The organism is Pseudonocardia sediminis, assembly GCF_004217185.1.
GTDB lineage: Bacteria > Actinomycetota > Actinomycetes > Mycobacteriales > Pseudonocardiaceae > Pseudonocardia > Pseudonocardia sediminis.
Genome location: NZ_SHKL01000001.1, coordinates 2450415 through 2473360 on the forward strand (window position 1 = coordinate 2450415; position 22946 = coordinate 2473360).

A 22946-nucleotide genomic window follows, 5' to 3' on the forward strand; every position below is an offset into this window, starting at 1 on the left:
ATCGCGGGGGATCATCATGTCCGACAGGCTCGCCGTGCTGTTCGTGCACGGCGTGGAGGCGTCCGACGGCGACGTCGCGACCACCGCGATGCGGCTGCTGTGCGAGGAGTTCACGGCGCACACCGGCGTCGACGCCGACGACGCGCTGGTGGTGCGTTCGGCGCACTGGGTGCCGGTCCTGCAGCAGCGCCAGGACGACCTGGAGCGCCGCCTGACCGGTGAGGGCGAGACCCTCGGCTGGTTCCTCGACGGTCTGCGCTGGGCCGGCGGCGTCGCGTCCCGGGGGTCGCTGGCCGCGCTCAGCGCCCTGGTGGCCAGCGGCGCCGTCCGCTGGTTGCCCGGCGCGGGCGACTTCCGCTGGCCCACCCTGCGCTGGCTCGCCGTCGGCTACATCGGGGACGCGATCGCCTACCAGCGGTCCAATGCGGCCGTCTACGGCGGCGTGCACGCCGTGCTGGCGCAGAGCCTGCGCGAGCTGGCCCGGGAGGCCGGGCCGGACGCGCGGCTCTGCGTCGTCGCGCACAGCCTCGGCACGGTGGTCGTGAGCAACTACTTCCACGACGTGCACGCCGGCGCCGGGCTGCCGGAGCAGGTCGCGGAGATCGTGGGGGACACCCCGCTGGAGCGGGGACGCACGCTGTCGCGCCTGCACACCCTCGGCAGCCCTCTGGCGCTGTTCACCCTGGGCCTCGACGAGCACCAGCTCGACACCCCGCTGCGCGTCCCGCACCCCGACGTCGAGCCCGACCTCGACGGCCGCGGCGGATGGACGAACCTCTACGACCCCGACGACGTCATCGCCACGCCCCTGGCCGGCCTGTCGCCGCACTACCGGGACGCGGTGGCCGACGAGCGCGTCGGCACACGGCCCTTCCCGTTCAACCTCAGCCCCCTGGCCCACACGCTCTACTGGAACGACCGCCATGTGATGCGCGGGATCGCCGAGACACTCGCGGGGGTGTGGGCGGCGTGAGAGGGACGGGACCGGGGGACGGGTCGGACGAGTCGCGCGCTATCGTGGTGAGGCGCCGATAGAGGTCCGAACGGATCAGCCCCCGTAGCCCAATTGGCAGCAGGCAATGGTCTCAAACACCATCCAGTGTGGGTTCGAATCCCACCGGGGGCACCATTCGTCCGGCAATTCTGTCGGGGTGTGGATGCAGTATTCGCGCCATGCACCCACGACAGTCGGTCGACGAGGCGCTGGCGATGGTGGCATCCGGGCTGACCACGCGAGAGGTCTCCGAAGTTCTCGGCGTTCCCGCGGGCACCATCAGGCATTGGCGGCAGGGGAACCGGCGCTTCGCGGACGCGGCTCCGACCTGTCCCCGATGCAGTGGGGCGCCGCTGTCCGCCGACTATCCCTATCTCCTCGGCGCCTATCTGGGGGACGGTCACATCACGATCGGGCGGCGTGGGGTGGCCTCCTTGTCGATCGCCTGTGGCGACGACTGGCCCGGCATCAAGGCTGATGTCGAGGCCGCGCTCGGTGCCGTCCTGGGGAACGGGGTGTGCCGGGTGGCCCGGACGGGCTGCACGGAGGTCAAGAGCTACTCGAAGCACTGGGTGTGCCTGTTCCCGCAGCACGGTCCGGGCCGCAAGCACGAACGGCCGATCGTGCTGGAGGAATGGCAGTCGACCGTCGTCGATGCGAACCCGGCCCGGTTCCTGCGCGGGCTGTTCCATTCCGACGGGTGCCGGATGACGAACTGGACCCGGCGCACGGTGGACGGGGTCGAGAAACGCTACGAGTATCCGCGCTGGTTCTTCTCGAACAAGTCGCTCGACATCCTCGACCTCTGCTCGGCCTCGCTCGACCGTCTCGGCGTGGCCCACCGCAGGCCACGATGGGACCTGATCTCGGTCGCCCGGCGCGAGGCGGTGGAGATCATGGATCGGGAGGTCGGGCCGAAGACCTGACCGATCGGTGGGGCCGCCCGACTTGAACGGCGGTTCAGGACGTGTTTCGGCACACGAAGTGCGGAAGTGAAGGGCATCGACGGGTGGGCGCCCGGTAACCTGGACGTTCGCCCCGCACACCCGTTCGACGAAGGAGACCCCGGTGGCCGAGGACGTTCCCGCAGACACACCGCAGGACGACGGCGACGGTCCGCGCCCGGGTTGGCGCGTCCTGGTGGTCGAGGACGAGGCGCTGATCCGGATGGATCTCGCCGAGATGCTCTCCGAGGAGGGCTACCAGGTCGCGGGCGAGGCCGGCGACGGGGAGGCCGCCGTCGCCCAGGCCCGTGAGCTCAAGCCGGACCTGATCATCATGGACGTCAAGATGCCCAAGAAGGACGGCATCGAGGCCGCGGCGGAGATCGTGGGGGAGCGCATCTCCCCGGTCGTCATGCTGACCGCGTTCAGCCAGCGCGACCTGATCGAGCGCGCCCGCGACGCCGGCGCCATGGCCTACCTGGTCAAGCCGTTCGCCCGGCACGAGTTGGTGCCCGCGATCGAGCTGGCCGTCTCCCGGTTCGCCGAGAAGCGCGCGCTCGAGGACGAGGTCGCGTCGCTCAACGAGCGCTTCGAGACCCGCAAGGTCGTCGACCGGGCCAAGGGCCTGCTGATGACCCACCAGAAGATGAGCGAGCCCGAGGCGTTCCGCTGGATCCAGCGCACCGCGATGGACCGTCGCACGACGATGAAGGCCGTCGCCGACGCCGTCATCGACGGGCTGGCGACCACCACGGCCGCCGCGAAGGCCTGACCCGGCCCGCGCGTCACCCGAACCCGCGCGCACGACCCGCGCACGGCAGGAGCCCCGATCCGACTGCGGACCGGGGCTCCTGTCGTGCTGCGGGAAGTCGTGCTGAGGAACGGGGAGTACCTAGGCGACGCCCAGGTAGGCCTCCTTGATGCTCGGGTCGGCCAGCAGCTCCTTGCCGGTGCCGCTCCGGGTGATTCGGCCGGTCTCGATGACGTAGGCCCGGTCGGCCCGCGAGAGTGCCTGCTGGGCGTTCTGCTCGACCAGCAGCACGGTGACGCCCTGCGTCTTGTTGATCTCGGTGATGATCCGGAAGATCTGCGCGATGAACTGCGGGGCGAGACCCATCGACGGTTCGTCGAGCAGGAGCAGCCGCGGCTTGGACATCAGCGCCCGCCCGATCGCCAGCATCTGCTGCTCGCCGCCGGACAGCGTGCCCCCGACCTGCGAGCGGCGCTCGGCCAGCCGCGGGAACAGCTCGAAGATCCGGTCCATCTCGGCCGGGAGCTCCTTGCGGTCCTTGCGGCTGTAGGCGCCCATGTCCAGGTTCTCCAGCACCGTCATGCCGGGGAAGATCCCGCGGCCCTCCGGTGCCTGGGAGATCCCGCGGACGACCCGCAGGTCGGCGCGCAGCGTGGAGATGTCGGTGCCGTCGAACGTGATCGACCCCGAGGAGATGGGCCGGACGCCGGAGATGGCGCGCATGGTGGTGGTCTTCCCGGCGCCGTTCGCGCCGATCAGGGTCACCACCTCACCCTCGTTGACGGTCAGGGAGATGCCGTCCAGGGCCTGGATGCGCCCGTAGTGGGCGCCGACCCCGTCCAGCTCAAGAAGCGTCGTCGTCATCGGGGACCCCCAGGTAGGCGGCAACCACGGCCGGGTTGTCGCGGATCTCCGCGGGCAGTCCCTCGGCGATCTTCTTGCCGAACTCCAGCACCACGATCCGGTCGGTCACGCCCATCACCAGCCGCATGTCGTGCTCGATCAGCAGGACGGTGTAGCCGTCGTCGCGGATCTTGCGGATCAACCCCATGAGGTTGTCCTTCTCGGCCGGGTTGAAGCCCGCGGCGGGCTCGTCCAGGCACAGCAGCTTCGGCTCGGTGGCCAGCGCGCGGGCGATCTCCAGACGGCGCTGGTAGCCGTAGGGGAGGTTGCGCGCCTTGTCCGCGGCCCGGTCGGCGATGCCGACGAACTCGAGCAGGGCCATCGCCCGTTCGATCGCCTGCTTCTCCTCCCGGGTGTGCCGCGGCACCCGGAACAGGGCGCCCATCACGGACGTCTTGTGCCGGGCGTCCGTGCCGACCACGACGTTCTCCAGCGCGGTCATCTCGGAGAAGAGCCGGATGTTCTGGAACGTCCGGGCGATGCCGAGCTGGGTGATCTGGAAACGCTGACGACGGCCCAGCGGCGCGCCCTCCAGCAGCACCCGGCCCGAGGTGGGCCGGTAGACGCCGGTGAGCGCGTTGAAGCACGTCGTCTTGCCGGCGCCGTTCGGCCCGATCAGGCCGAGGATCTCGCCGCGGCGGATGTCGAACGAGACGTCGTCGAGCGCGACCAGGCCGCCGAAGCGCATGGTCACGTTCTCCATCTGCAGCAGCGTGTCGCCGACCTCGACCGCGATCTCGCGGTCCGGGGCGACGACCTCGGCGACCTCGGCCTCGCGCTCGGCGCGCTGTTCCGGGGTCATCGCCTCCAGCTCGGCGACGATGCTGCCCTCGGGGGCGTGCGGCTCCTGCGGGGTGCTCATGCCTGGCCCCCTCGTTCGTTCGTCATCGGGTTGTCCGACGCCAGCTGCTCGGGTTTGCCGACCAGTCTCTTGTAGGCCTGCCGACCGTAGGCCAGCAGACGCTGCCGCGCCCCCAGGAGACCCTGCGGGCGGAACGCCATCAGCACGATCAGCGCCACACCGAAGATCAGGTACTTGTACCCGGCGAGCTCGACGAACCGGTTCGGGATGTAGGAGACGAGGAACGCCCCGACGATCACGCCGACCTTGTTGCCGGACCCGCCGAGCACGACCGCGGCCAGGAACAGCACCGACGTCGGCACGTCGAACTTCTGGTTGTTGACGAAGCCGACCTGCCCGGCGAACAGCGCCCCGGACAGACCGCCGATCGCGGCACCGATCACGAACGCCCACAGCTTGAACCGGACCGTCGGCACGCCCATGATCTGCGCGGCGTCCTCGTCCTCACGGATGGCGATCCAGGCCCGGCCGACGCGGCTGCGCTCGAGGTTGCCGACCAGCAGCAGGATCACGATCGTGATCGTCACGACCAGCCAGTACCAGGTGGTGCCGTTGGACGTGGTGAACAGCGGCTGGCCGTCGGCGGAGGTGCCCGGCGGACGACCGACGCCCTGGAAGCCGACCTGACCCTTGAGGGGGCCGACGATCGTGGCCAGCAGCCGGATGATCTCACCGAACCCGAGCGTGACGATCGCCAGGTAGTCCCCGCGTAGTCGTAGCGTCGGCCCGCCGAGCAGCAGCCCGGCCAGCATCGTCACGATCATCGCGATCGGCAGCGTCCACAGGTACGGGATCTTGGTGAGCATCGAGTCCGGGCTGGTCAGCAACGCCGCGACGTAGGCGCCGACGGCGAAGAAGCCGACGTAGCCCAGGTCCAGCAGCCCGGCCTGGCCGACGACCACGTTCAGCCCGATCGCCAGCAGCGCGAACCGCGCGGCGTCGAACAGCGCGATCGGGAAGTTCGTGCCCGGCTCGGTCGTCAGCAGCGGCGGGTTGAGCACCGGCAGCGCGTAGATCAGCACCACCAGCGGGATCAGCCAGAGCCACTGCTGGGCCCGGGGGAGACCGTTCCAGCGGTCCCGCAGACCGCCGAGCAGGCGCCGGTCGCCGCCCTTCGACGGAGTCCCGGCCGATGTCTCGGATGTCGTCGTCATACCCGCGCCTTCCCGAGGGACTCGCCGAGCAGGCCGGTCGGGCGCACCATCAGGATGCCCACGAGCACCACGAACGCCACGACGTCGGTCCACTGGGCGTTGCCGAACAGCGTCTGCCCGTAGTTGCCGAGCACGCCGAGCAGCAGGCCGCCGAGCAGCGCTCCCCGGATGTTGCCGATGCCGCCGAGGACGGCCGCGGCGAACGCCTTGATACCGAGGATGAACCCGCCGTTGTACTGGACCCCCGACGGCACCTTCATCACGTAGAACAGGGCCGCAGCGCCGGCGAGGAAGCCGCCGATGAGGAACGTCAGCACGATGACGCGCTCCCGGTTCACGCCCATCAGGGTCGCGGTGTCGGGGTCCTGGGCGACGGCCCGCAGGCCGCGTCCGAGCCGGGTCCGGTTCACGAACTGGTCGACGATCACCATCAGCACCAGAGCGGCCACGAAGATCACGACCTGCTGGTCGTAGATGATCGTGCCGAAGATGTCGAACATCGGCTGCGGCCGGAACATGATCAGTGCCGGTTCCGGGTTCGGCCCGCGCCAGGCGAAGATCGCGTACTGGATGGCGAACGAGGCGCCGATCGCGGTGATCAAAAAGGCAAGGCGTGGCGCCTTGCGCCGTCGCAGCGGCCGGTAGGCGACCCGTTCGAGCAGGACCGCTATCGCCCCGGCGGCCAGCATCGCCACCAGCATGGCGAGCACCAGGTCGCCGATCAGGGCGAACACGTTGAGGTTCGGGGCGGACGGGCCGAAGCCCAGCGCGGCGAGGGTGAAGAACAGGGCGTAGGCCCCGACGATGAACACCTCGGAGTGCGCGAAGTTGATCAGTTGGAGGACGCCGTAGACCATGGTGTAGCCCATGGCGATCAGCGCGTAGATGGCCCCGTAGGTCAGGCCGTCGAAGGTGTTGGACCAGAACTGGTCGACGAACGACGCGACGTCGAAGCTGATCCAGTCCGGACCCTGGGCGAGCACCTGGCCCTGGGCCAGCAGGTGGGTCACGAGCACGAGGGTTCCTCACGCGAGACGGGCATGCCCGCCCGGGACCGTCCTGGTCCCGGGCGGACATGCCCGTGGTCGACTACCGGATTAAGATCAGCCGATCTCGCCGATCGGGACGATCTGGCCGTTGTCCACCTTGTATCCGAAGACCTTGGTGGCGGCGAGCTCGCCCGTGGCGTCCCACTTGAACTCCTTGCTGTACCCGGCGCCGCTGTAGTTCTTGACGTAGTTCAGGACCGCGGCACGGTCCTTGGCACCGGAGTCGATCGCCTTGAGCAGGATCGTCGTGGAGTCGTAGCCCTCCAGCGAGTACGTGCCCGGGGCGGACCCGCCGCTCACGCCCTTGTACGCGTCGGCGAACTGGGGGACCAGCTCACCGGGCGTGCAGGGGCAGGTGAAGAACGCGTTGCTCGACGCGTCACCGGCGAGCTTGATGAACTCCGCGTCCTTGACGCCGTCCGGGCCGAGGAAGACGCCGGTGAAGCCACGGTTGGACAGCTGCTGGTCCAGCGGCGCGCCCTCGGCGTAGTAGCCGGCGTAGAACACGACCTGCGGCGCCGCCGCGACGACCTTCGACACGACCGCGGCGAAGTCCTTCTGGCCGGTGGTCACCTTGTCCTGGCAGCCCGCGGCCACCGGGCCGAGGGCGTCGTTGGTGGCCTTGGCCAGACCGGTGCCGTAGTCGGAGTCGTCCTGGATGACGCAGACCTTGGTGGCGCCGAGCTTGCCGGTCATGAACTTGGCCGCGGCCGGGCCCTGCACGTTGTCGTTGGCCAGGGCACGGAAGAACGTGGTCCAGCCGTTCTTGGTCAGCGCCGGGTTGGTGGCCGAGGGCGTCAGGTGCGCGAGACCCGCCTGCTGGAAGATCGCGCCGGTCGCCTTGGACTCACCGGAGAACGGCAGGCCGATCACGCCGAGGGTGTTCTGGTCGCTGGCGACCTGGGTGACGACACCCGGGGCCCGGTCCGGCGTGCCCTCGGTGTCGAGCTTCTTGAGCTGCACCTGGCAGTTCGCGTTGGCCTGGTTGTGCTGGTTGATCGCGAGCTGCACGCCGTTGACGATGTTGACGCCCAGCTGGGCGTTGCTGCCGGTCAGCGCACCGGCGTAGGTCAGCGTCGTGGTGGGGGCACAGGTGGCCTGGCCGTTACCGGCCGGGTTGGCCGCGTTGGCCGGGACCGGCAGCGTCGTGACCGCCGGGATGTCGGGCCGGTTACCCCCGCCGCCGCCCTGGGGCGCGGACTCCTGGTTGGCCGCACACCCGGCGAGGGCGAGGGTCAGCGCGACCCCTCCCGCCAGTACGGCCGCACGCCTGCTTCTGAGCAACGAGACCTCCATAGAGCGTGACCGGTCCCCCCGAGGAGCCTGGTCAACCCGGTCCGCGCCCGGAACGGGCCACGGAGTTCTGGCGGAAACTAGCCCGGCCCGACGGCCGACGACAGTTCCCCGAATGTTCTTGTTTCCGGATCGTGACGCAGTGACGGATGTGTGTCAGACGGGTCGCTGACGGTGCTATCTCGCTGTCCCGCAGCGGTTCGTTACAGATCGGGGAACGATTCCTCGGTGGACGGAAAAATCGCGTCAGCCGACCTGCGGTCGATTGTCCCGGTGCAGGCAGGTCAGCTTCGCGGTACAGACCCGGCGGCCCTCGTCGTCGACGATCACGATCTCGCTCGTGCTGGTGGATCTCCCGACGTGGATCGGCCGGGCGGTGCCGGTGACCCACCCCTGCGTCGCCGAACGGTGGTGGGTACAGGCGAGCTCCAGCCCGACCGGGAACCGCTCGGGCATCGCGTGCAGCGCGGAGAGGGTGGAGCCCAGGGTCTCGGCCAGCACGGCACTGGCCCCGCCGTGCAGCAGGCCGTAGGGCTGGCGGTTGCCGGCGACCGGCATCCGTCCGACCACCTCGTCGAGGGTGAGCGTCACGAGCTCGACCCCCATCCGGGCGGCGAGCTGCTCGGAGCTCGTGTCGGGGGCCATCTCGGGCAGCTGCGAGGGATCGATCGGCACCGGCGAACCCTAGCCGCGTTCACGCCCGCCCGTGCCGGATCACGTCCAGTCCACGCCGGTGGGCCGGGCCAGGGCCTCGACCGCGCGGCGGGTGGCGGCCGGCAGCCTGTCGAGCAGCCGCACCCGGATGAGGTCGCCGTCGCGGTCCCAGACGCCGGCGACCCGACCGTCGACGACGAGCACCGGGGAGATCCAGCCGGCCGTGCGGGAGACGTCCTTCTCGTGCCCGTCCGGGACCGCGCGCCGCCGGTGGCTCAGCGGGGCGATCACCCACGGGTCGAAGCCGGGCAGCAGGAACGGCCCGTCTCCGGGGTGGGTGCCACCGTCCGGGACGGCGGCCAGCTCCTCGGCGTCGGAGCGGGCGACGAGGTAGCCGGACTCGCCGTCGATCTCCACCTCGGTCAGGTCGTCGGCGCAGGAGCGGGCCCATCGGCGGGCCGGGGCGGGCTGCTCGCCCCACCAGCGGGCGACGTCGGCGGTGGTCGCGGGGCCGTTGACGGACAGGAACCGCAGCAGGACCTCCCGGTTCGCCGTCCCGGCGTCGAGCCCGGTGACCGTGCGCCCGAGCCAGGCCGCGGGGGAGACGAACGTGCTCGTCTGGCCGTCGGCGGGCCCGGAGCAGAGCAGCCCCCGTGCGGCGGCGGGTTTGAGGAGCGCACCCCAGCCGGTGGCCAGCGGCCCGGCGAGGTCGGTGCGGCCGAGCCGGGCCTGGACCGCCGCGGCGAGCTCGGTGCGCGACATCGGCGTCGCCCCGAGGACCTCGCCGACGGCGTCGGTGATCGCGTGCAGGTCCTGCCCGGTGACACCGTGCTCGCGCTCCCAGGACGGCGGGAACCGGCGCCGGGACTCGCGGTCGGTCAGGGCGCCGGTCCAGAGCTCCAGCTCGTCGGCGGGCAGCAGGTGCAGGGTGCCGCGCATCGCCCAGGTCCGGACGAGGGTGCGGTCGGTCCACGTCGCGGTGTCCGGGTCCGCGGCCCCGCGCACCTGCGCGATCCCGGCGCCGCAGGAGGTGACCTGGGCGTGGATGCCGCACAGCCGTCGTGCCACCGCGACCGGGTCAGGCTCACGGGCGGTCAGCAGCTGGCGTCCGGCCCGCCACCGCGTCACCTGACGCCACGTCACCCGCACGCGGACCATCCCACCACCGCGGTCGCCGCCGGTCGCGGCCGCTCGCTCGACCGGGCGAATCCTTCGCATTGCTCACGGAACCGGACGGGTATAGCGTTGCGACACGAAACCGTCATTTCGGGACGTCGAAGGGGTCGTCGTGGGTGGGATCGAACGCCGCGCGGTGCTGCGCGGGATGGCCGGGATCGGGCTCGGGGGAGTCGCGGCGATGGCGACGGCGGGGTGCTCCACGCCGGCGTCCGGATCTGCGGGGGCGGGGGCGTCCGCGGCCCCGGCGACGCTCCCGGCGGCGGCTCCCGCGGCCGCGCCGGCGGCCCCGCCGTCCGCGGAGCAGGCCCTCGCCCTGCTGCAGGAGGGCAACCGCCGGTGGCGCGAGGTCCACCCCGACCACCCGCACGAGGGTGTCGAGGTCCGCACCCGGCTGGTGTCGGCGCAGCACCCGATCGCCACGGTGCTGTCCTGTGTGGACTCCCGGGTGCCGCCGGAGCTCGTGTTCGACCAGGGTCTCGGCGACCTGCTCACGGTCCGCACCGCGGGCCAGGTGCTCGACGACGCGGTGCTGGGCAGCGTGGCGTTCGGGCTGCTGGAGCTGAAGATCCCGCTCGTGGTGGTCCTCGGCCACGAGTCCTGCGGCGCGGTGTCCGCGGCGCTCGACGCGACGGCGAAGGGGGAGGCGGCGCCGGGGCACCTGTCGACGCTGGTCGAGGCGATCGCGCCGTCGATCCCGGCGCAGGGCGACCGGACGGCACGGATCGCGGGCGGGGTGGACGCGAACGTGCGCCGCGTCGTCGCCGGCCTGAAGGCCGACGCCGACCTGGCCGGGGCGGTCGCGCGCGGGGAGCTCACCGTCGTCGGGGCGCGCTACGACCTGCACACCGCCGAGGTCGTGCTGCTCTGAGCCGGGGGCGGTCTCAGGCGGGCCGGCGGGTCACGAAGATCGCGGTGCCGGGGAACAGCGCGCCGCGCAACGGCGACCACTGGCCCCAGACGCGCTCCCGGCCCTCCGGCCACTCCGGCTCGACCAGGTCCTCGAGCACCAGCCCGGCCGCGACGACGTCGCGGATCCGGTCGCCGAGCGTGCGGTGGTGCTCGACGTAGGTCGCGGCGCCGTCGGCGTCGACCTCCAGGTACGGGGTGCGGTCGAAGTAGGACTGGGTGACGGTCAGGCCGTCCGGGCCCGGGTCGTCCGGGAAGGCCCAGCGGATCGGGTGGTTCACCGCGAACACCCAGCGGCCGCCGGGGCGCAGGACCCGGGCCACCTCGCGCATGACCCGCCCGGGGTCGGCCACGAACGGCACCGCGCCGAACGCCGAGCAGGCGATGTCGAACACGGCGTCGCCGAACGGCAGGCGCTCGGCGCCGGCCTGTACGAGCGGCACCCGGATGCCGGTGCGCCCACCGAGCTCCGCGGCGTGGGCCAGCATCCCCGCGGAGAGGTCGAGGGCGACCGGCCGGGCACCCTGCGCGGCCAGCCACCGGCTGCACGGCGCGGACCCGGCCCCGACCTCGAGCACGCGGGCGCCGGTGACGTCGCCGAGCAGTCCGGCGTCGCCCTCGTGCAGGCCCTCCGGGCACCACACGAACTCGGCGTCGCCGATGTCGGCGCCGTGTTCGGCCAGGTAGTCCCGGGCGTCGGCGTCCCACCAGCGGCGGCTGGCGTGCTCGGACTCCGCGGACCCGACGGACCGGCGCGCCAGCCCGGTCGTCCCGACGATCTTCTCCGCACTCATATGGGTCTGAATCGTCGCAGCTCGCAACGGGGGGACCCGCATTGCCCCGCGCATCCGGCCCCGCGTAGCATGAAATCCGCATCGTGGTCAACGCGGCCGGATGTCCGCGGACCGTCTCTTCGGGCCCCGCAGACGGACGTCCACCGACCCGTTTCACCGATCACGGGAATCGACGCCAGAGGGTGACTGTTACAACGTCACAGCTACACACAACTGCCGAGCGCAGTGACCCATCCGGTCGAGCCGACCGGTCCGCCTATGTCCAGAAAACCACCGGAGCACCCCACTACATGTCCACCGACACCACCGCCGCCCCGACCACGCCTCAGGTCGCCGTCAACGACATCGGGTCGGAGGAGGACTTCCTCGCCGCCATCGACCTGACGATCAAGTACTTCAACGATGGCGACATCGTCGAAGGCACGATCGTCAAGGTCGACCGGGACGAGGTCCTGCTCGACATCGGCTACAAGACCGAAGGCGTCATCCCCTCGCGGGAGCTGTCGATCAAGCACGACGTCGACCCCGCCGAGGTCGTCGAGGTCGGCGAGTTCGTCGAGGCCCTCGTTCTCCAGAAGGAGGACAAGGAAGGCCGTCTGATCCTGTCCAAGAAGCGCGCGCAGTACGAGCGCGCCTGGGGCACGATCGAGGCGCTCAAGGAGTCCGACGAGCCGGTCGAGGGCACCGTCATCGAGGTCGTCAAGGGTGGTCTCATCCTGGACATCGGCCTCCGCGGCTTCCTCCCGGCCTCGCTGGTCGAGATGCGCCGCGTGCGCGACCTGCAGCCCTACGTCGGTCGCAAGATCGAGGCCAAGATCATCGAGCTGGACAAGAACCGCAACAACGTGGTCCTGTCCCGCCGGGCCTGGCTCGAGCAGACCCAGTCCGAGGTGCGCAGCGAGTTCCTCAACCAGCTGCAGCGCGGACAGGTCCGCAAGGGCGTCGTCTCCTCGGTGGTCAACTTCGGTGCGTTCGTCGACCTGGGCGGTGTCGACGGCCTGGTGCACGTCTCCGAGCTGTCCTGGAAGCACATCGACCACCCCTCCGAGGTCGTCGAGGTCGGCCAGGAGGTCACCGTCGAGGTGCTCGACGTGGACCTGGACCGCGAGCGCGTCTCCCTGTCGCTGAAGGCGACGCAGGAGGACCCGTGGCGCCTCTACGCCCGGACCCACGCGATCGGCCAGATCGTGCCGGGCAAGGTCACCAAGCTCGTCCCGTTCGGTGCGTTCGTGCGCGTCGAGGAGGGCATCGAGGGCCTAGTGCACATCTCCGAGCTGGCCGAGCGCCACGTCGAGGTGCCGGAGCAGGTCGTGCAGGTGGGCGACGACGCGATGGTCAAGGTCATCGACATCGACCTGGACCGCCGCCGGATCTCGCTGTCCCTCAAGCAGGCCAACGAGGGCATGACGACCGAGACCGAGTTCGACCCGACCCGGTACGGCATGGCCGCCGAGTACGACGACCAGGGGAACTACATCTACCCCGAGGGCTTCGACGTCGACTCCGGCGACTGGAAGGAAGGCTACGAGGAGGCTCGGGCCGCCTGGGAGAAGCAGTACGCCGAGGCCCACGAGCGCTACGAGCAGCACATGGCGCAGATCCGCAAGGCCGCCGAGGCCGAGGCGGAGGCCGGCGACGAGGTCGCCACGGCGAACTACTCCTCCGGGGGCGACAGCCCGGCCGGTGGCAGCACCGGTGGCGGCGACGCCCCGGCGCAGGCCGAGAGCGGTGGCTCGCTGGCCAGCGACGAGCAGCTGGCCGCGCTGCGGGAGAAGCTCTCCGGCGGTGCGTGACCGCGCCCGGCCCTGAGCCGGACGCACGGAATCGGGGAGGCCCCGGCGACCACGGTCGCCGGGGCCTCTCCCGTTCCCGCAGGACTTCCCGAGCACCCCGTGCCAACGGTCGTCGGCGTGTCCGGGCCGCCGCGCCGCCCGCACATCACAGTTGGGACGCGGTCTGTGACGATCCGGTGCCGCCACGTGATTCGATCTTCGGCTGCGTCCATCATTGACACATGGGCGGTCGCCACACCCGCCGGAGGTTCTCCCGGTCATCCTTGAGTCTGTCGTTCGCGGTCGTCACGGCCACCGCACTGACGGGCTGTTCCGTCGCGTCCGGGGATCCCAACATCCCGGTCCCCACCTTCCCGGTCGCATCCGCGGGGCAGGCCGCCCCCGGTTCCGAGCCGATCAAGATCGCCATACCCGACGACTGCACGAAGCTGATGTCCACCGACATCGCCGGTGCCCTGTTCGGCCAGCCCCTGGGCTCGGTCGCCGCGCAGACCGTGCGCGGGGTGCCGGAGCCCTCCGTCGGGCGGACCGAGCGCGTCGCGTGCACCTACCGGGCCAACGGCCAGGAGGCGACGACGAACGCCGCCAAGGGCCCGGTCCTCTACCAGCTCAACATCGGCCGCTACGGCGACGCCGCGGGCGCCAAGCGCCAGTGGCAGCTCAACGGCAACGCCGAGCGTGCCGACGCGGTCTCGTCGAAGGACCTGACGATCGCCGACGCGCCCGCGGTGCTGATCGAGCGTGCCGACGAGTCGACGCTGGCCGTGGTCTACGGGGTGGACACGCTCACGTTCGTCCTGCCGGTCTCGGCGCCGGGGCAGAACCGGTCCGCGGCCGAGACGCTGCCGGACCTGGCCAAGCGGATCCTCCCGGCGCTCGCACCGACCCAGCCCGCCGGCAGCCGCCCGGCGCCCGCTCCCGCGACGCCGACCCCCGCCGCGGAGGCCGGGCGTCCGTCCGCGGCCGCGGCACCCGGGCCGGCCTGAGCCACCCGTCCGGGGTGGAGGCACGGCCCCGGGCGGACGCGACCGGGTGGGTACGGTGATCCGGTGCTGCGCGTAGGGCTGACCGGTGGGATCGGGGCGGGCAAGTCGACGGTGGCCCGTCGCCTCGTCGAGCGGGGAGCGGTGCTCGTCGACTCGGACGTGATCGCCCGGGAGGTCGTCGCCGCCGGGTCGGACGGCCTGGCGGCGATCGCCGAGGCGTTCGGGCCGGAGGTGGTCGGCGCCGACGGCGAGATGGACCGGCCGGCCGTCGCGTCGATCGTGTTCGGCGACCCCGCGGCCCGGGCCCGCCTGGACGCGATCGTGCACCCGCGGGTCCGGGAACGCTCCGACGAGCTGATCGCGGCCGCGGACCGCGACGCGATCGTCGTGCAGGACGTCCCGCTGCTCGTGGAGGGCGGGATGGCCGCGGCGTTCCCGCTGGTCGTCGTCGTCGGCCTGGACGCCGAGGAGCGGGTGCGCCGCCTGGTCGGCGCCCGCGGCATGGCCGAGGCCGACGCCCGGGCCCGGATCGGCGCACAGGCCGACGACGCCCAGCGCCGCGCCGCCGCCGACGTCTGGCTCGACAACTCCGGTTCCGGGGCCGACACCCGCCGGCAGGTCGACGCGCTGTGGGACGAGCGGTTGGTGCCGTTCGAGGAGAACCTGCGGGCCGGGCGGCCCGTCCGCAGCGGCCCCGCCGAGCTGGTGGACCCGGACCCGACATGGCCGGACCAGGCACGCCGGCTCGCCGAGCGCGTCGCGGCCGCCGCGGGGGAGCGTGGACGTGGCGTGTCCCACATCGGGTCCACGGCCGTCCCCGGTCTCGTGGCCAAGGACGTGATCGACCTGCAGCTGGCCGTGGACTCCCTCGACGACGCCGACGCGCTCGCGGGTGCTCTGGCCGCGGCGGGGTTCCCGGCCCGGCCGGAGATCACCGCGGACAACCCGAAGGATGCGGAGCCGGACCCGGCCCGGTGGGGCAAGCGCTACCACGCCTCGGCCGACCCCGGACGGCCCGTCCACCTGCACCTCCGGGTACACGGGTCACCCGGTTGGACGTATGCACTGCGGATGCGGGACTGGCTGCGCGCCGACCCCGGTGCCCGGGCGGAGTACGAGGCGCTCAAGCGCGAGGCGGCGGCCCTGTTCGGTGCTGATCCGGATGCCGCGCGCTATGCCGCGCACAAGGAGCCGTGGTTCGACGCGGCCGACACGCGGGCCCGTACCTGGGCATCCTCCGGAGCGTGGTCGGCGACCTGATCATTCGGGCGAACCTGTAACGGGCCCCGCTCGTTGGTCGAAAGGCGGAGTGAGGGCGCCGATGCCCGCATTCCGCCGTTTCCGGCGGCGATGCGGTTCCGGCGCCGCGGGTCGTGACGAGGAGAGGACGCGGGTTGAGCACGGTGGCAGAGCGTTACGGGCGGGGCGACGACGCCGATCCCGATCGCGACGCCGTCCACGCCTACCCCGACGGGCCCGCCGTCGACCCGTACACCGGGGCCCCGTACGCGGTCGACCCCTACACCGGTGCCGCCGCCCCGGACCTCGTCGACGACCCGGACCCGATCAGCGGTGCCGTGGTCGCCCAGCACCGCACGCTCCCGCACGGTGAGCTGCGGGCCGACTTCGGTGCCCACCTCGAGACGCACTACCCGCGCCTGGTCGCGCAGCTCTACGCGATCACGCTGCACCCCGGCGACGCCCACGAGGCCGTGCAGGACGCCTACTCCCGCGCCTGGCGCCGCTGGTCCGAGCTGCGCGACACCGAGGACCCGGTCGGCTGGGTCCGCCGGGTCGCGATCCGGACGTCGACGCGCGGGTGGCGGCAGGGGATGGCCCGCATCGGGCTGCGCCGTGGCGTCCGGCCCGCCGACGACTCCGTCGAACCGCGCACGGCCGCCCTCCTCGACGCGCTGGCTCGGCTCTCGGTCGCCGACCGGCGGTCGATCGTGCTGCGCCACATGGCCGGCCTGGAGATCGACGAGATCGCGATGCTGGAGAAGGCGTCGGAGAAGTCGGTGCGCGAGCGTCTGCGGCGCGGCCGGAACGTCGTCACCGAGGGACTGGCCGACGTGCTCGGCGAGGTCGTCGGTGCGCCACCCGATCCCGCTCCGGGCGAGGAACGGGTACCGCAGCAGTGGGACGGCCGGCACGGCACCGACGATCTTCCGGGGGGACGATCATGAGTGAGCACCGCTACGTCGACCAGGAGTTCCGCCGGCTCGACGACGCGCTGTCGGTGGCGGTGCCGCTCCCGCAGGTCGACGACGTGATCGCCCGTGCCCCGAGCGTGCGCCGGGCCAGCTCCGCCGCGGCCGCCGCCGTGCTCACCGTGGGTGCGCTGGGCGGCATCACCGCCGTCGCGACCGCCGCGGCCCCGATCGGGTCGCCGGTCGCGCCCCCGTCGGCGATCGCGTCCCCCGGCTTCTCCGGCCAGCTCCCGAGCCGTGCCGCCCCCCAGGTGCCCGCGAACCCGGCCCTGCCCCCGGCGTTCGACCCGTCGACCGCGAGCGCACTGGCCGGCGCATCGTCCGACGTCCCGCAGAACGCGTCAGGCGGCGGCGTCGTGGCCCCGGCGCCCGTCGCCGCGCCCGCACCCGGCGCGGCCCCCGTCGTGCCCGCCCCGGCCCCCGCGCCCGCTCCGGTGGTGCCGCCCGCACCCGGCCCGGCCCCCGGTGGCGGCGGTCCGGAGGGCGACCCGGACCCGACGACGCCGAAGCCGCCGCCGACGACCCCTCCGACGTCCAGCACGCCGAAGCCGACCACGCCCCCGACGACCCCGCCGACGACGACGAAGCCCCCGGAGGGCACCCCCGACCCGACGACGCCGCCGACCACGACGACGAGCTCGGCCGCGCCGACCTCGACGACGGACGGTTCGGCCACGTCGTCGAGCTCCGAGATCTCGACGTCGGCGGTCGGATCGGGCAAGGGCGGGTCCGGGGCGGTCTGACCCCGCCCGGCGCTCAGGCGTCGCGCACCGGCTCCGCCCGCGGCCCGAGCAGGATGCCCTGCCCCGCCAGCCAGGCCTCCACGTCGTAGGTGTGGCGCGCCAGCGCGTCCAGGACGGCGTGCGAGCGCGCCAGCGCGTACTCGGCCAGCCGCGGCTCCAGCAGCCCTTGCGCCACCGCGGCGACGTACTCGTCGACGTCGAGCAGCTCCACCTCCCGCCCGGTGCGCACCACGAGGTCCAGGTACAGGTCGGTCATCCGCAGCACCCGGCCGTCGTCCCCGTCGCGGACGATCTCGGCGATGTCGACGTAGAAGTCCTGGTCGCGCTCGTGTCCGGGATTCCAGCGCCAGTCGGTGAGACAGATGCCCAGCTCCGGCAGCACCCAGGTCTCCATCCACCACGCGTTCGGCCGGCCGACGATCGGGCGGCTGAGATAGAGGCCCCAGTCGTGCTCCCGGAACGTGTCGATCACGCGCGGGTTGCCCTTGGTGTCGACGTTGGTCCCGGACACCGGGTCGAAGCTCTGGATCTTCGGAGGGTGCACCGCGGTGATCCTTCCACCGGATCCGGCCCCCGTGAGCCCTCCGCGCACCAAAACTGTCGGGGGTTGCTCGTACCCTGGGTTCCGTGGCATTCGCGACTGAGGTCCCCGGTAGTGCAGCAGACGTGCACGAGCAGGCTGAGGTTCAGCCGCACCCGAACGCGGGCGAGACGCCGACGGACACCCCGCTGGCGCACTCGGTGCACCGCCCGGTGGGCGACATCGAGCGCACGGGCAAGCGGTTCGAGGTGGTCAGCGAGCACGTCCCGGCCGGTGACCAGCCGACGGCCATCGCCGACCTCGACCGCAGGCTGCGCGAGGGCGAGGAGGACATCGTCCTCATGGGCGCCACCGGTACCGGCAAGTCGGCCACCACGGCCTGGCTGATCGAGCAGCAGCAGCGCCCGACGCTGGTGATGGCGCCGAACAAGACCCTCGCCGCGCAGCTGGCCAACGAGCTCCGCGAGATGCTGCCGAACAACGCCGTCGAGTACTTCGTCTCGTACTACGACTACTACCAGCCCGAGGCCTACATCGCGCAGACCGACACCTACATCGAGAAGGACTCCTCGGTCAACGACGACGTGGAGCGGCTGCGCCACTCGGCGACGATGAACCTGCTCTCGCGGCGCGACGTCGTGGTGGTCGCGTCGGTGTCGTGCATCTACGGCCTGGGCACGCCGCAGTCCTACCTCGACCGGTCGGTGCAGCTCGCCGTCGGCGAGGAGGTGGAGCGCGACAAGCTGCTCCGGGCCCTGGTCGACATCCAGTACACGCGCAACGACGTCGCGTTCGCCCGCGGCACGTTCCGGGTCCGCGGGGACACCGTGGAGATCATCCCGGCCTACGAGGAGCTGGCGATCCGCATCGAGTTCTTCGGGGACGAGATCGAGTCGCTCTACTACCTGCACCCGCTCACCGGCGACACGATCAAGCAGGTCGACGAGCTGCGCATCTTCCCGGCCACGCACTACGTGGCCGGTCCGGACCGGATGGAGCGTGCGGTCCGCGACATCGAGGCCGAGCTGGAGGCCCGCCTGGCCGAGCTGGACAACCAGGGCAAGATGCTCGAGGCCCAGCGGCTGCGCATGCGCACCCAGTACGACCTGGAGATGATCCGCCAGGTCGGGTTCTGCTCGGGCATCGAGAACTACTCGCGCCACATCGACGGCCGCGGCGCCGGCACCGCGCCCGCCACGCTGATCGACTACTTCCCGGACGACTTCCTGCTGGTGATCGACGAGTCGCACGTGACGGTGCCGCAGATCGGCGGCATGTACGAGGGCGACATGTCCCGTAAGCGCAACCTCGTCGAGTACGGGTTCCGCCTGCCCTCGGCCACCGACAACCGGCCGCTGACCTGGGAGGAGTTCGCCGACCGGATCGGCCAGACCGTCTACCTCTCGGCGACCCCGGGGCCGTACGAGATGCAGCGCACGGGCGGCGAGTTCGTCGAGCAGGTGATCCGGCCGACCGGTCTGGTGGACCCGGAGGTCGTGGTCAAGCCGACCAAGGGCCAGATCGACGACCTGGTGCACGAGATCCGCGCCCGCAGCGAGCGCGACGAGCGGGTCCTGGTCACCACGCTGACCAAGAAGATGGCCGAGGACCTCACCGACTACCTGCTCGAGCTGGGGATCCGGGTCCGCTACCTGCACTCGGAGGTGGACACCCTGCGCCGGGTGGAGCTGCTGCGCCAGCTGCGTTCCGGCGAGTACGACGTGCTGGTCGGCATCAACCTCCTCCGGGAGGGCCTCGACCTCCCCGAGGTGTCGCTCGTGGCGATCCTCGACGCGGACAAGGAGGGCTTCCTGCGTTCGGGCACGTCGCTGATCCAGACGATCGGGCGTGCGGCGCGCAACGTGTCCGGCCAGGTGCACATGTACGCGGACAAGATCACCGACTCGATGCGGTACGCGATCGACGAGACCGACCGCCGTCGTGCCAAGCAGGTCGCCTACAACACCGAGCGCGGGCTGGACCCGCAGCCGCTGCGCAAGAAGATCGCCGACATCCTCGACCAGGTGTACCGGGAGGCCGAGGACACCGAGGAGGCCGTCCCGGTCGGCGGGTCCGGGCGCAACGCCTCGCGCGGCAAGCGCGCGGCGGGGGAGGCCGGGCGGACCAGCTCCGGCGTCGTCGCCGGCAAGGACACGACGGGCATGCCGCGGGCGGAGCTGGCCGACCTGATCCAGCAGATGAACGACCAGATGCTCGCCGCGGCGCGCGACCTGCAGTTCGAGCTCGCGGGCCGGCTGCGCGACGAGATCGCGGACCTGAAGAAGGAGCTGCGGGGGATGGACGCGGCCGGGGTCAAGTAGCTCCGCCGGCCGCCGGGCGGTCCGGCCGCGGGGACCTGCACCGGTACGGCGCAACGGGAGCGGTGCGCCGGGTCGGGGGCCAGGGCCGTGGTCCGGACCCGCGACCGCCCGGATACCGTGGGTCGGCACTGCTGTCGGTGGGCAGAGCCGTCGATGAGCCCGGAGGAGCAGCGTGACCGTCATCCGCACCACGTCCGACGTGGACGTGTTCGTCCGGAGGCTGCGCGCGCTCCTGACCGGTAACCGCGCCGTGTTCCTCGTGGCGGTGCCGCTGCTGATCGCGGCGTTGATCTGGTCCTGGACCCGGTTGCACGGCTACTCGCTGGACCTCGACGTCTACCGCATCGGGGTGCAGACCTGGCTGGCCGGCGGCGACATGTACGGGACGCTGCCGCAGCCCGTCTTCGGTCCGGTGCTGCCGTTCATCTACCCGGTGTTCGCGGCGATCGTGCTGGTCCCGCTGAGCGTGATCCCGCTCGGCGTCGCCGTGTTCGTGATGTTCGCGTTGTCCGTGCTGGCCCTGACAGCCGCGATCTACGTGACGGTGCGGGTCGTCTGGCCGGCCGGTGGCCGCAGCGGTGCGGTGCCGCTCTCGATGCTGGTCCTGGCCGCGGCCCTGCTGATCGAGCCGGTCGCCCAGACGCTGGCGTTCGGGCAGATCAACCTCGTCCTCATGGTGATGGTGCTCGTCGACTGCCTCGCCCCGCGCACGCGTCTGCCGCGCGGCGTGCTGATCGGCCTGGCGGCGGCGATCAAGCTGACCCCGGGCGGGTTCGTCCTGTTCTTCCTGCTCCGTCGCGACTTCCGCTCGGCGGTCGTCGCCGCGGTGACCGGGATCGTCGCGACCGGCGTCGGGTTCGCCGTGGACCCGGACGCGTCCGCCCGGTACTGGTTCGGCGGCCCGGCCGCCGGCGTCAGCGGCTCGACGTTCTTCTCCAACGAGACCATCCAGGCGGTGCTGGCCCGCCAGGACCTGACCGGCCTGCCGTTCACCGTGCTGTGGCTGGTCATCGTGGCGATCCTGCTGGTCCTGGCCTACCCGGTGATCCGCCGGGCCGAGCCGGCCACCGCCCTCGCCGCGACGGCCGCGGTCATCCTGATGGCCTCGCCCACCTCGTGGTCGCACCACTGGGTGTGGGTGGTACCCGCACTGATCGCGGTCGGCGCGCACGCCGTGCGGTACCGGTCCGTGGCCTGGGCCGCGGTCGGGGTGGTGACGGCGGCGATGTTCTACGTCGCCCCGTTCCGCTGGATGCCCAACGTCTGGGGCATGCAGATGCGCTGGAGCCTCTGGGAGCAGACCCTGGGCGCGAGCTACGTGATCGTCGCGGTCATCACGCTGGCCCTGGGCTGGTGGTACTACCAGTGCGGGCCCGGTGCGGCCGGAGCGGTTCGGCACGACGTGCGCACGACGGCCGTCGGCTGACCTGCCCCGGGTCCGCACCGCCCGTCCGTGATCCGGTCGCCCGACGTATGGCGCGGCCCACAGGCCCCGGCATAACCTGAAGCCCGACCGGCGCGGGGAGGTGCAGGTGGACAACGGCGTCTGTGCGGTCCGGCCGGGTACCGACCTGGGCCGGCACGCCCGCATGCTCGCCAAGGTGCACGACGCCCTGCTCGCCGGTGACCGTCCCCCGGCCGACCCCCGGGGTCTCGTCGCCCGCTCCTGGACCCGGGTCCGCGCCCAGGGCGTGAACCCCGACCTGGGCGATCCGCCGGGCCCGGTCGGGACCGACGAGGTCGAGCGGCGCCGCACCCGGTCGCCGCTGGCCATGGTGCTGCCGGAGCTGCGGGCGGCACTGACCTCGGTCGCCGAGGACGCCCGGCACGTGATGGTCGTGACCGACGCCGACGGTGTCCTGCTCTGGCGCGAGGGTTCGACCTCGGTCCGCCGCCGGGCGGACTCGCTCGGCTTCACCGAGGGCGCGAACTGGTCCGAGGCCAGCGTCGGGACGAACGCGATCGGCACCGCGCTCGCCGAGGACGGTCCGGTGCAGATCTTCTCCGCCGAGCACTTCGTGCGCAGCCACCACGTCTGGACCTGCACCGCCGCGCCGGTGCACGACCCGCGCAGCGGCGAGATGCTCGGTGTCGTCGACGTCAGCGGGCCGGCCGAGACGATCCACCCCACCACCGTCGCGCTCGTCGACACCGCCGTCCGGCTGGCCGAGGCCGGCCTGTGGCGCCGGCACGAGGGCAAGCTCGACGCCCTGCGCACGGTCGGTGCGCCGATGCTGGCCGCGGTGAACGGGCCGGGCCTCGTCGTCGACGACCACGGCTGGGTCGCCGCCGTGAGCGGCATGCCCGGCATCGAGCGCGTCGGCGTGCCCGCCGCGGAGCGCCCGCTGGCCGTGCACGGGGTCGGGGTGTGCCTGCCCGAGGCCGTGCCCGGGGGCTGGCTGCTGCGACCCGCCGGCACCGGTGAGCTCCGGATGCAGCTGGTGCTGGAGCTCGACGCCCGTCCGCCCCGGGCCGTCGTGCAGGGCACGAACCGCTGGGTGCACCCGCTCTCCACCCGGCACGCCGAGGTCCTCGCGCTCCTGGCCCGCGCGGGCGCGACAGGCCTGGACGCGGCGTCGCTGAGCGAGGCGCTCTACGGCGACCGCGCGCACCTGGTCACCGTCCGCGCCGAGGTGTCGCGTCTGCGGCGCACCCTGGGCGGTCTGGTGCTGGCCCGGCCGTACCGGATCGCCCCGGACGTCGAGGTGTCCGCGCCCGGCCTGGCCACCAGCCGGGTCGTGCGGGAGTCCACCGCCCCGGGAGTGCGCAGGCTGCTACCGGCCTGAGGTCCGCCCCCGGAGTGACCCCGAGTCATCGGGAGTCACGATCCGGTCGTCGGTCCGACCATCACGTGACGCTCGACGGTGTA

General features: G+C 72.1%; 21 protein-coding genes and 1 tRNA gene. 13 read left to right on the plus strand and 9 right to left on the minus strand.

What is annotated here, in order from left to right; translation table 11 throughout:
- The first annotated feature begins 16 nt into the window (after window positions 1-16).
- The 4 genes from EV383_RS11420 to EV383_RS11435 all read left to right on the plus strand — a co-directional run bounded on the left by EV383_RS11420 (window position 17) and on the right by EV383_RS11435 (window position 2710).
- Window positions 17-973, plus strand: coding sequence for a hypothetical protein (locus tag EV383_RS11420; protein ID WP_130289897.1), 957 nt, complete (start codon window positions 17-19; stop codon window positions 971-973).
- Window positions 974-1051: 78 nt separating this feature from the next.
- Window positions 1052-1129: transfer RNA gene (locus EV383_RS11425), tRNA-Leu, on the plus strand.
- Window positions 1130-1209: 80 nt separating this feature from the next.
- Window positions 1210-1920, plus strand: a complete 711-nt coding sequence (locus tag EV383_RS11430; protein ID WP_130289898.1) for a helix-turn-helix domain-containing protein — start codon at window positions 1210-1212, stop codon at window positions 1918-1920.
- Between the two features lie 142 nt (window positions 1921-2062).
- Window positions 2063-2710 (plus strand): ANTAR domain-containing response regulator, encoded by a 648-nt coding sequence (locus EV383_RS11435; protein WP_130289899.1) that lies wholly within the window; start codon window positions 2063-2065, stop codon window positions 2708-2710.
- 120 nt (window positions 2711-2830) lie between these two features.
- Here EV383_RS11435 and EV383_RS11440 read toward each other — a convergent pair whose 3' ends face one another.
- The 7 genes from EV383_RS11440 to EV383_RS11470 all read right to left on the minus strand — a co-directional run bounded on the left by EV383_RS11440 (window position 2831) and on the right by EV383_RS11470 (window position 9762).
- Window positions 2831-3553 (minus strand): ABC transporter ATP-binding protein, encoded by a 723-nt coding sequence (locus EV383_RS11440; RefSeq protein WP_130289900.1) that lies wholly within the window; start codon window positions 3551-3553, stop codon window positions 2831-2833.
- Window positions 3534-4454, minus strand: a complete 921-nt coding sequence (locus EV383_RS11445; protein ID WP_130289901.1) for an ABC transporter ATP-binding protein — start codon at window positions 4452-4454, stop codon at window positions 3534-3536. Before EV383_RS11445 ends, EV383_RS11440 begins: the two co-directional genes overlap by 20 nt.
- Window positions 4451-5608, minus strand: coding sequence for a branched-chain amino acid ABC transporter permease (locus EV383_RS11450; protein WP_130289902.1), 1158 nt, complete (start codon window positions 5606-5608; stop codon window positions 4451-4453). Before EV383_RS11450 ends, EV383_RS11445 begins: the two co-directional genes overlap by 4 nt.
- Window positions 5605-6618, minus strand: coding sequence for a branched-chain amino acid ABC transporter permease (locus EV383_RS11455; RefSeq protein WP_207223784.1), 1014 nt, complete (start codon window positions 6616-6618; stop codon window positions 5605-5607). Before EV383_RS11455 ends, EV383_RS11450 begins: the two co-directional genes overlap by 4 nt.
- A gap of 93 nt (window positions 6619-6711) precedes the next feature.
- A complete protein-coding gene (locus EV383_RS11460; protein WP_242623031.1) occupies window positions 6712-7941 on the minus strand; it encodes a branched-chain amino acid ABC transporter substrate-binding protein in 1230 nt (409 codons plus the stop codon).
- A 255-nt stretch (window positions 7942-8196) separates the two neighbouring features.
- Window positions 8197-8595: a hotdog fold thioesterase gene (locus tag EV383_RS11465; RefSeq protein WP_130294260.1), complete on the minus strand. Its 399-nt coding sequence runs from the start codon at window positions 8593-8595 to the stop codon at window positions 8197-8199.
- A gap of 69 nt (window positions 8596-8664) precedes the next feature.
- Window positions 8665-9762: a DNA glycosylase AlkZ-like family protein gene (locus tag EV383_RS11470; protein WP_165438309.1), complete on the minus strand. Its 1098-nt coding sequence runs from the start codon at window positions 9760-9762 to the stop codon at window positions 8665-8667.
- A gap of 130 nt (window positions 9763-9892) precedes the next feature.
- Here EV383_RS11470 and EV383_RS32620 point away from each other — a divergent pair, with 130 nt between their 5' ends.
- Window positions 9893-10651, plus strand: coding sequence for a carbonic anhydrase (locus EV383_RS32620; protein ID WP_130289905.1), 759 nt, complete (start codon window positions 9893-9895; stop codon window positions 10649-10651).
- A gap of 13 nt (window positions 10652-10664) precedes the next feature.
- On the opposite strand, the gene EV383_RS11480 is transcribed toward EV383_RS32620, so the two are convergent.
- Window positions 10665-11483: a class I SAM-dependent methyltransferase gene (locus EV383_RS11480; RefSeq protein ID WP_242623032.1), complete on the minus strand. Its 819-nt coding sequence runs from the start codon at window positions 11481-11483 to the stop codon at window positions 10665-10667.
- Between the two features lie 290 nt (window positions 11484-11773).
- On the opposite strand from EV383_RS11480, the gene rpsA reads away from it, so the two are divergent.
- The 5 genes from rpsA to EV383_RS11505 all read left to right on the plus strand — a co-directional run bounded on the left by rpsA (window position 11774) and on the right by EV383_RS11505 (window position 17215).
- Window positions 11774-13276 carry a 30S ribosomal protein S1 gene (rpsA, locus tag EV383_RS11485; protein WP_130289907.1) on the plus strand — a complete coding sequence of 501 codons (1503 nt, stop codon included), beginning with the start codon at window positions 11774-11776 and terminating at the stop codon, window positions 13274-13276.
- A 263-nt stretch (window positions 13277-13539) separates the two neighbouring features.
- Window positions 13540-14262 carry a hypothetical protein gene (locus EV383_RS11490; RefSeq protein WP_130289908.1) on the plus strand — a complete coding sequence of 241 codons (723 nt, stop codon included), beginning with the start codon at window positions 13540-13542 and terminating at the stop codon, window positions 14260-14262.
- Between the two features lie 63 nt (window positions 14263-14325).
- On the plus strand, window positions 14326-15522 hold the full coding sequence (gene coaE, locus EV383_RS11495; protein ID WP_130289909.1) for a dephospho-CoA kinase: 1197 nt from the start codon (window positions 14326-14328) through the stop codon (window positions 15520-15522).
- A gap of 143 nt (window positions 15523-15665) precedes the next feature.
- The gene (locus EV383_RS11500; protein ID WP_242623447.1) at window positions 15666-16448 is read left to right on the plus strand and encodes an RNA polymerase sigma factor; all 783 of its coding nucleotides are present in this window, start codon (window positions 15666-15668) and stop codon (window positions 16446-16448) included.
- Window positions 16445-17215: a hypothetical protein gene (locus EV383_RS11505; RefSeq protein WP_130289911.1), complete on the plus strand. Its 771-nt coding sequence runs from the start codon at window positions 16445-16447 to the stop codon at window positions 17213-17215. The genes EV383_RS11500 and EV383_RS11505 overlap by 4 nt, the downstream gene beginning before the upstream one ends.
- Before the next feature lie 13 nt (window positions 17216-17228).
- Here EV383_RS11505 and EV383_RS11510 read toward each other — a convergent pair whose 3' ends face one another.
- The gene (locus EV383_RS11510) at window positions 17229-17759 is read right to left on the minus strand and encodes a ribonuclease FAU-1 family protein (protein WP_242623033.1); all 531 of its coding nucleotides are present in this window, start codon (window positions 17757-17759) and stop codon (window positions 17229-17231) included.
- A 185-nt stretch (window positions 17760-17944) separates the two neighbouring features.
- On the opposite strand from EV383_RS11510, the gene uvrB reads away from it, so the two are divergent.
- From uvrB to EV383_RS11525, 3 genes are all read left to right on the plus strand, one after another.
- Window positions 17945-20077 carry an excinuclease ABC subunit UvrB gene (uvrB, locus tag EV383_RS11515; RefSeq protein ID WP_130294264.1) on the plus strand — a complete coding sequence of 711 codons (2133 nt, stop codon included), beginning with the start codon at window positions 17945-17947 and terminating at the stop codon, window positions 20075-20077.
- 172 nt (window positions 20078-20249) lie between these two features.
- Window positions 20250-21503 carry a glycosyltransferase 87 family protein gene (locus EV383_RS11520; RefSeq protein WP_130289912.1) on the plus strand — a complete coding sequence of 418 codons (1254 nt, stop codon included), beginning with the start codon at window positions 20250-20252 and terminating at the stop codon, window positions 21501-21503.
- Window positions 21504-21666: 163 nt separating this feature from the next.
- Window positions 21667-22863: a GAF domain-containing protein gene (locus EV383_RS11525; protein ID WP_130294267.1), complete on the plus strand. Its 1197-nt coding sequence runs from the start codon at window positions 21667-21669 to the stop codon at window positions 22861-22863.
- Window positions 22864-22946: the final 83 nt, after the last annotated feature.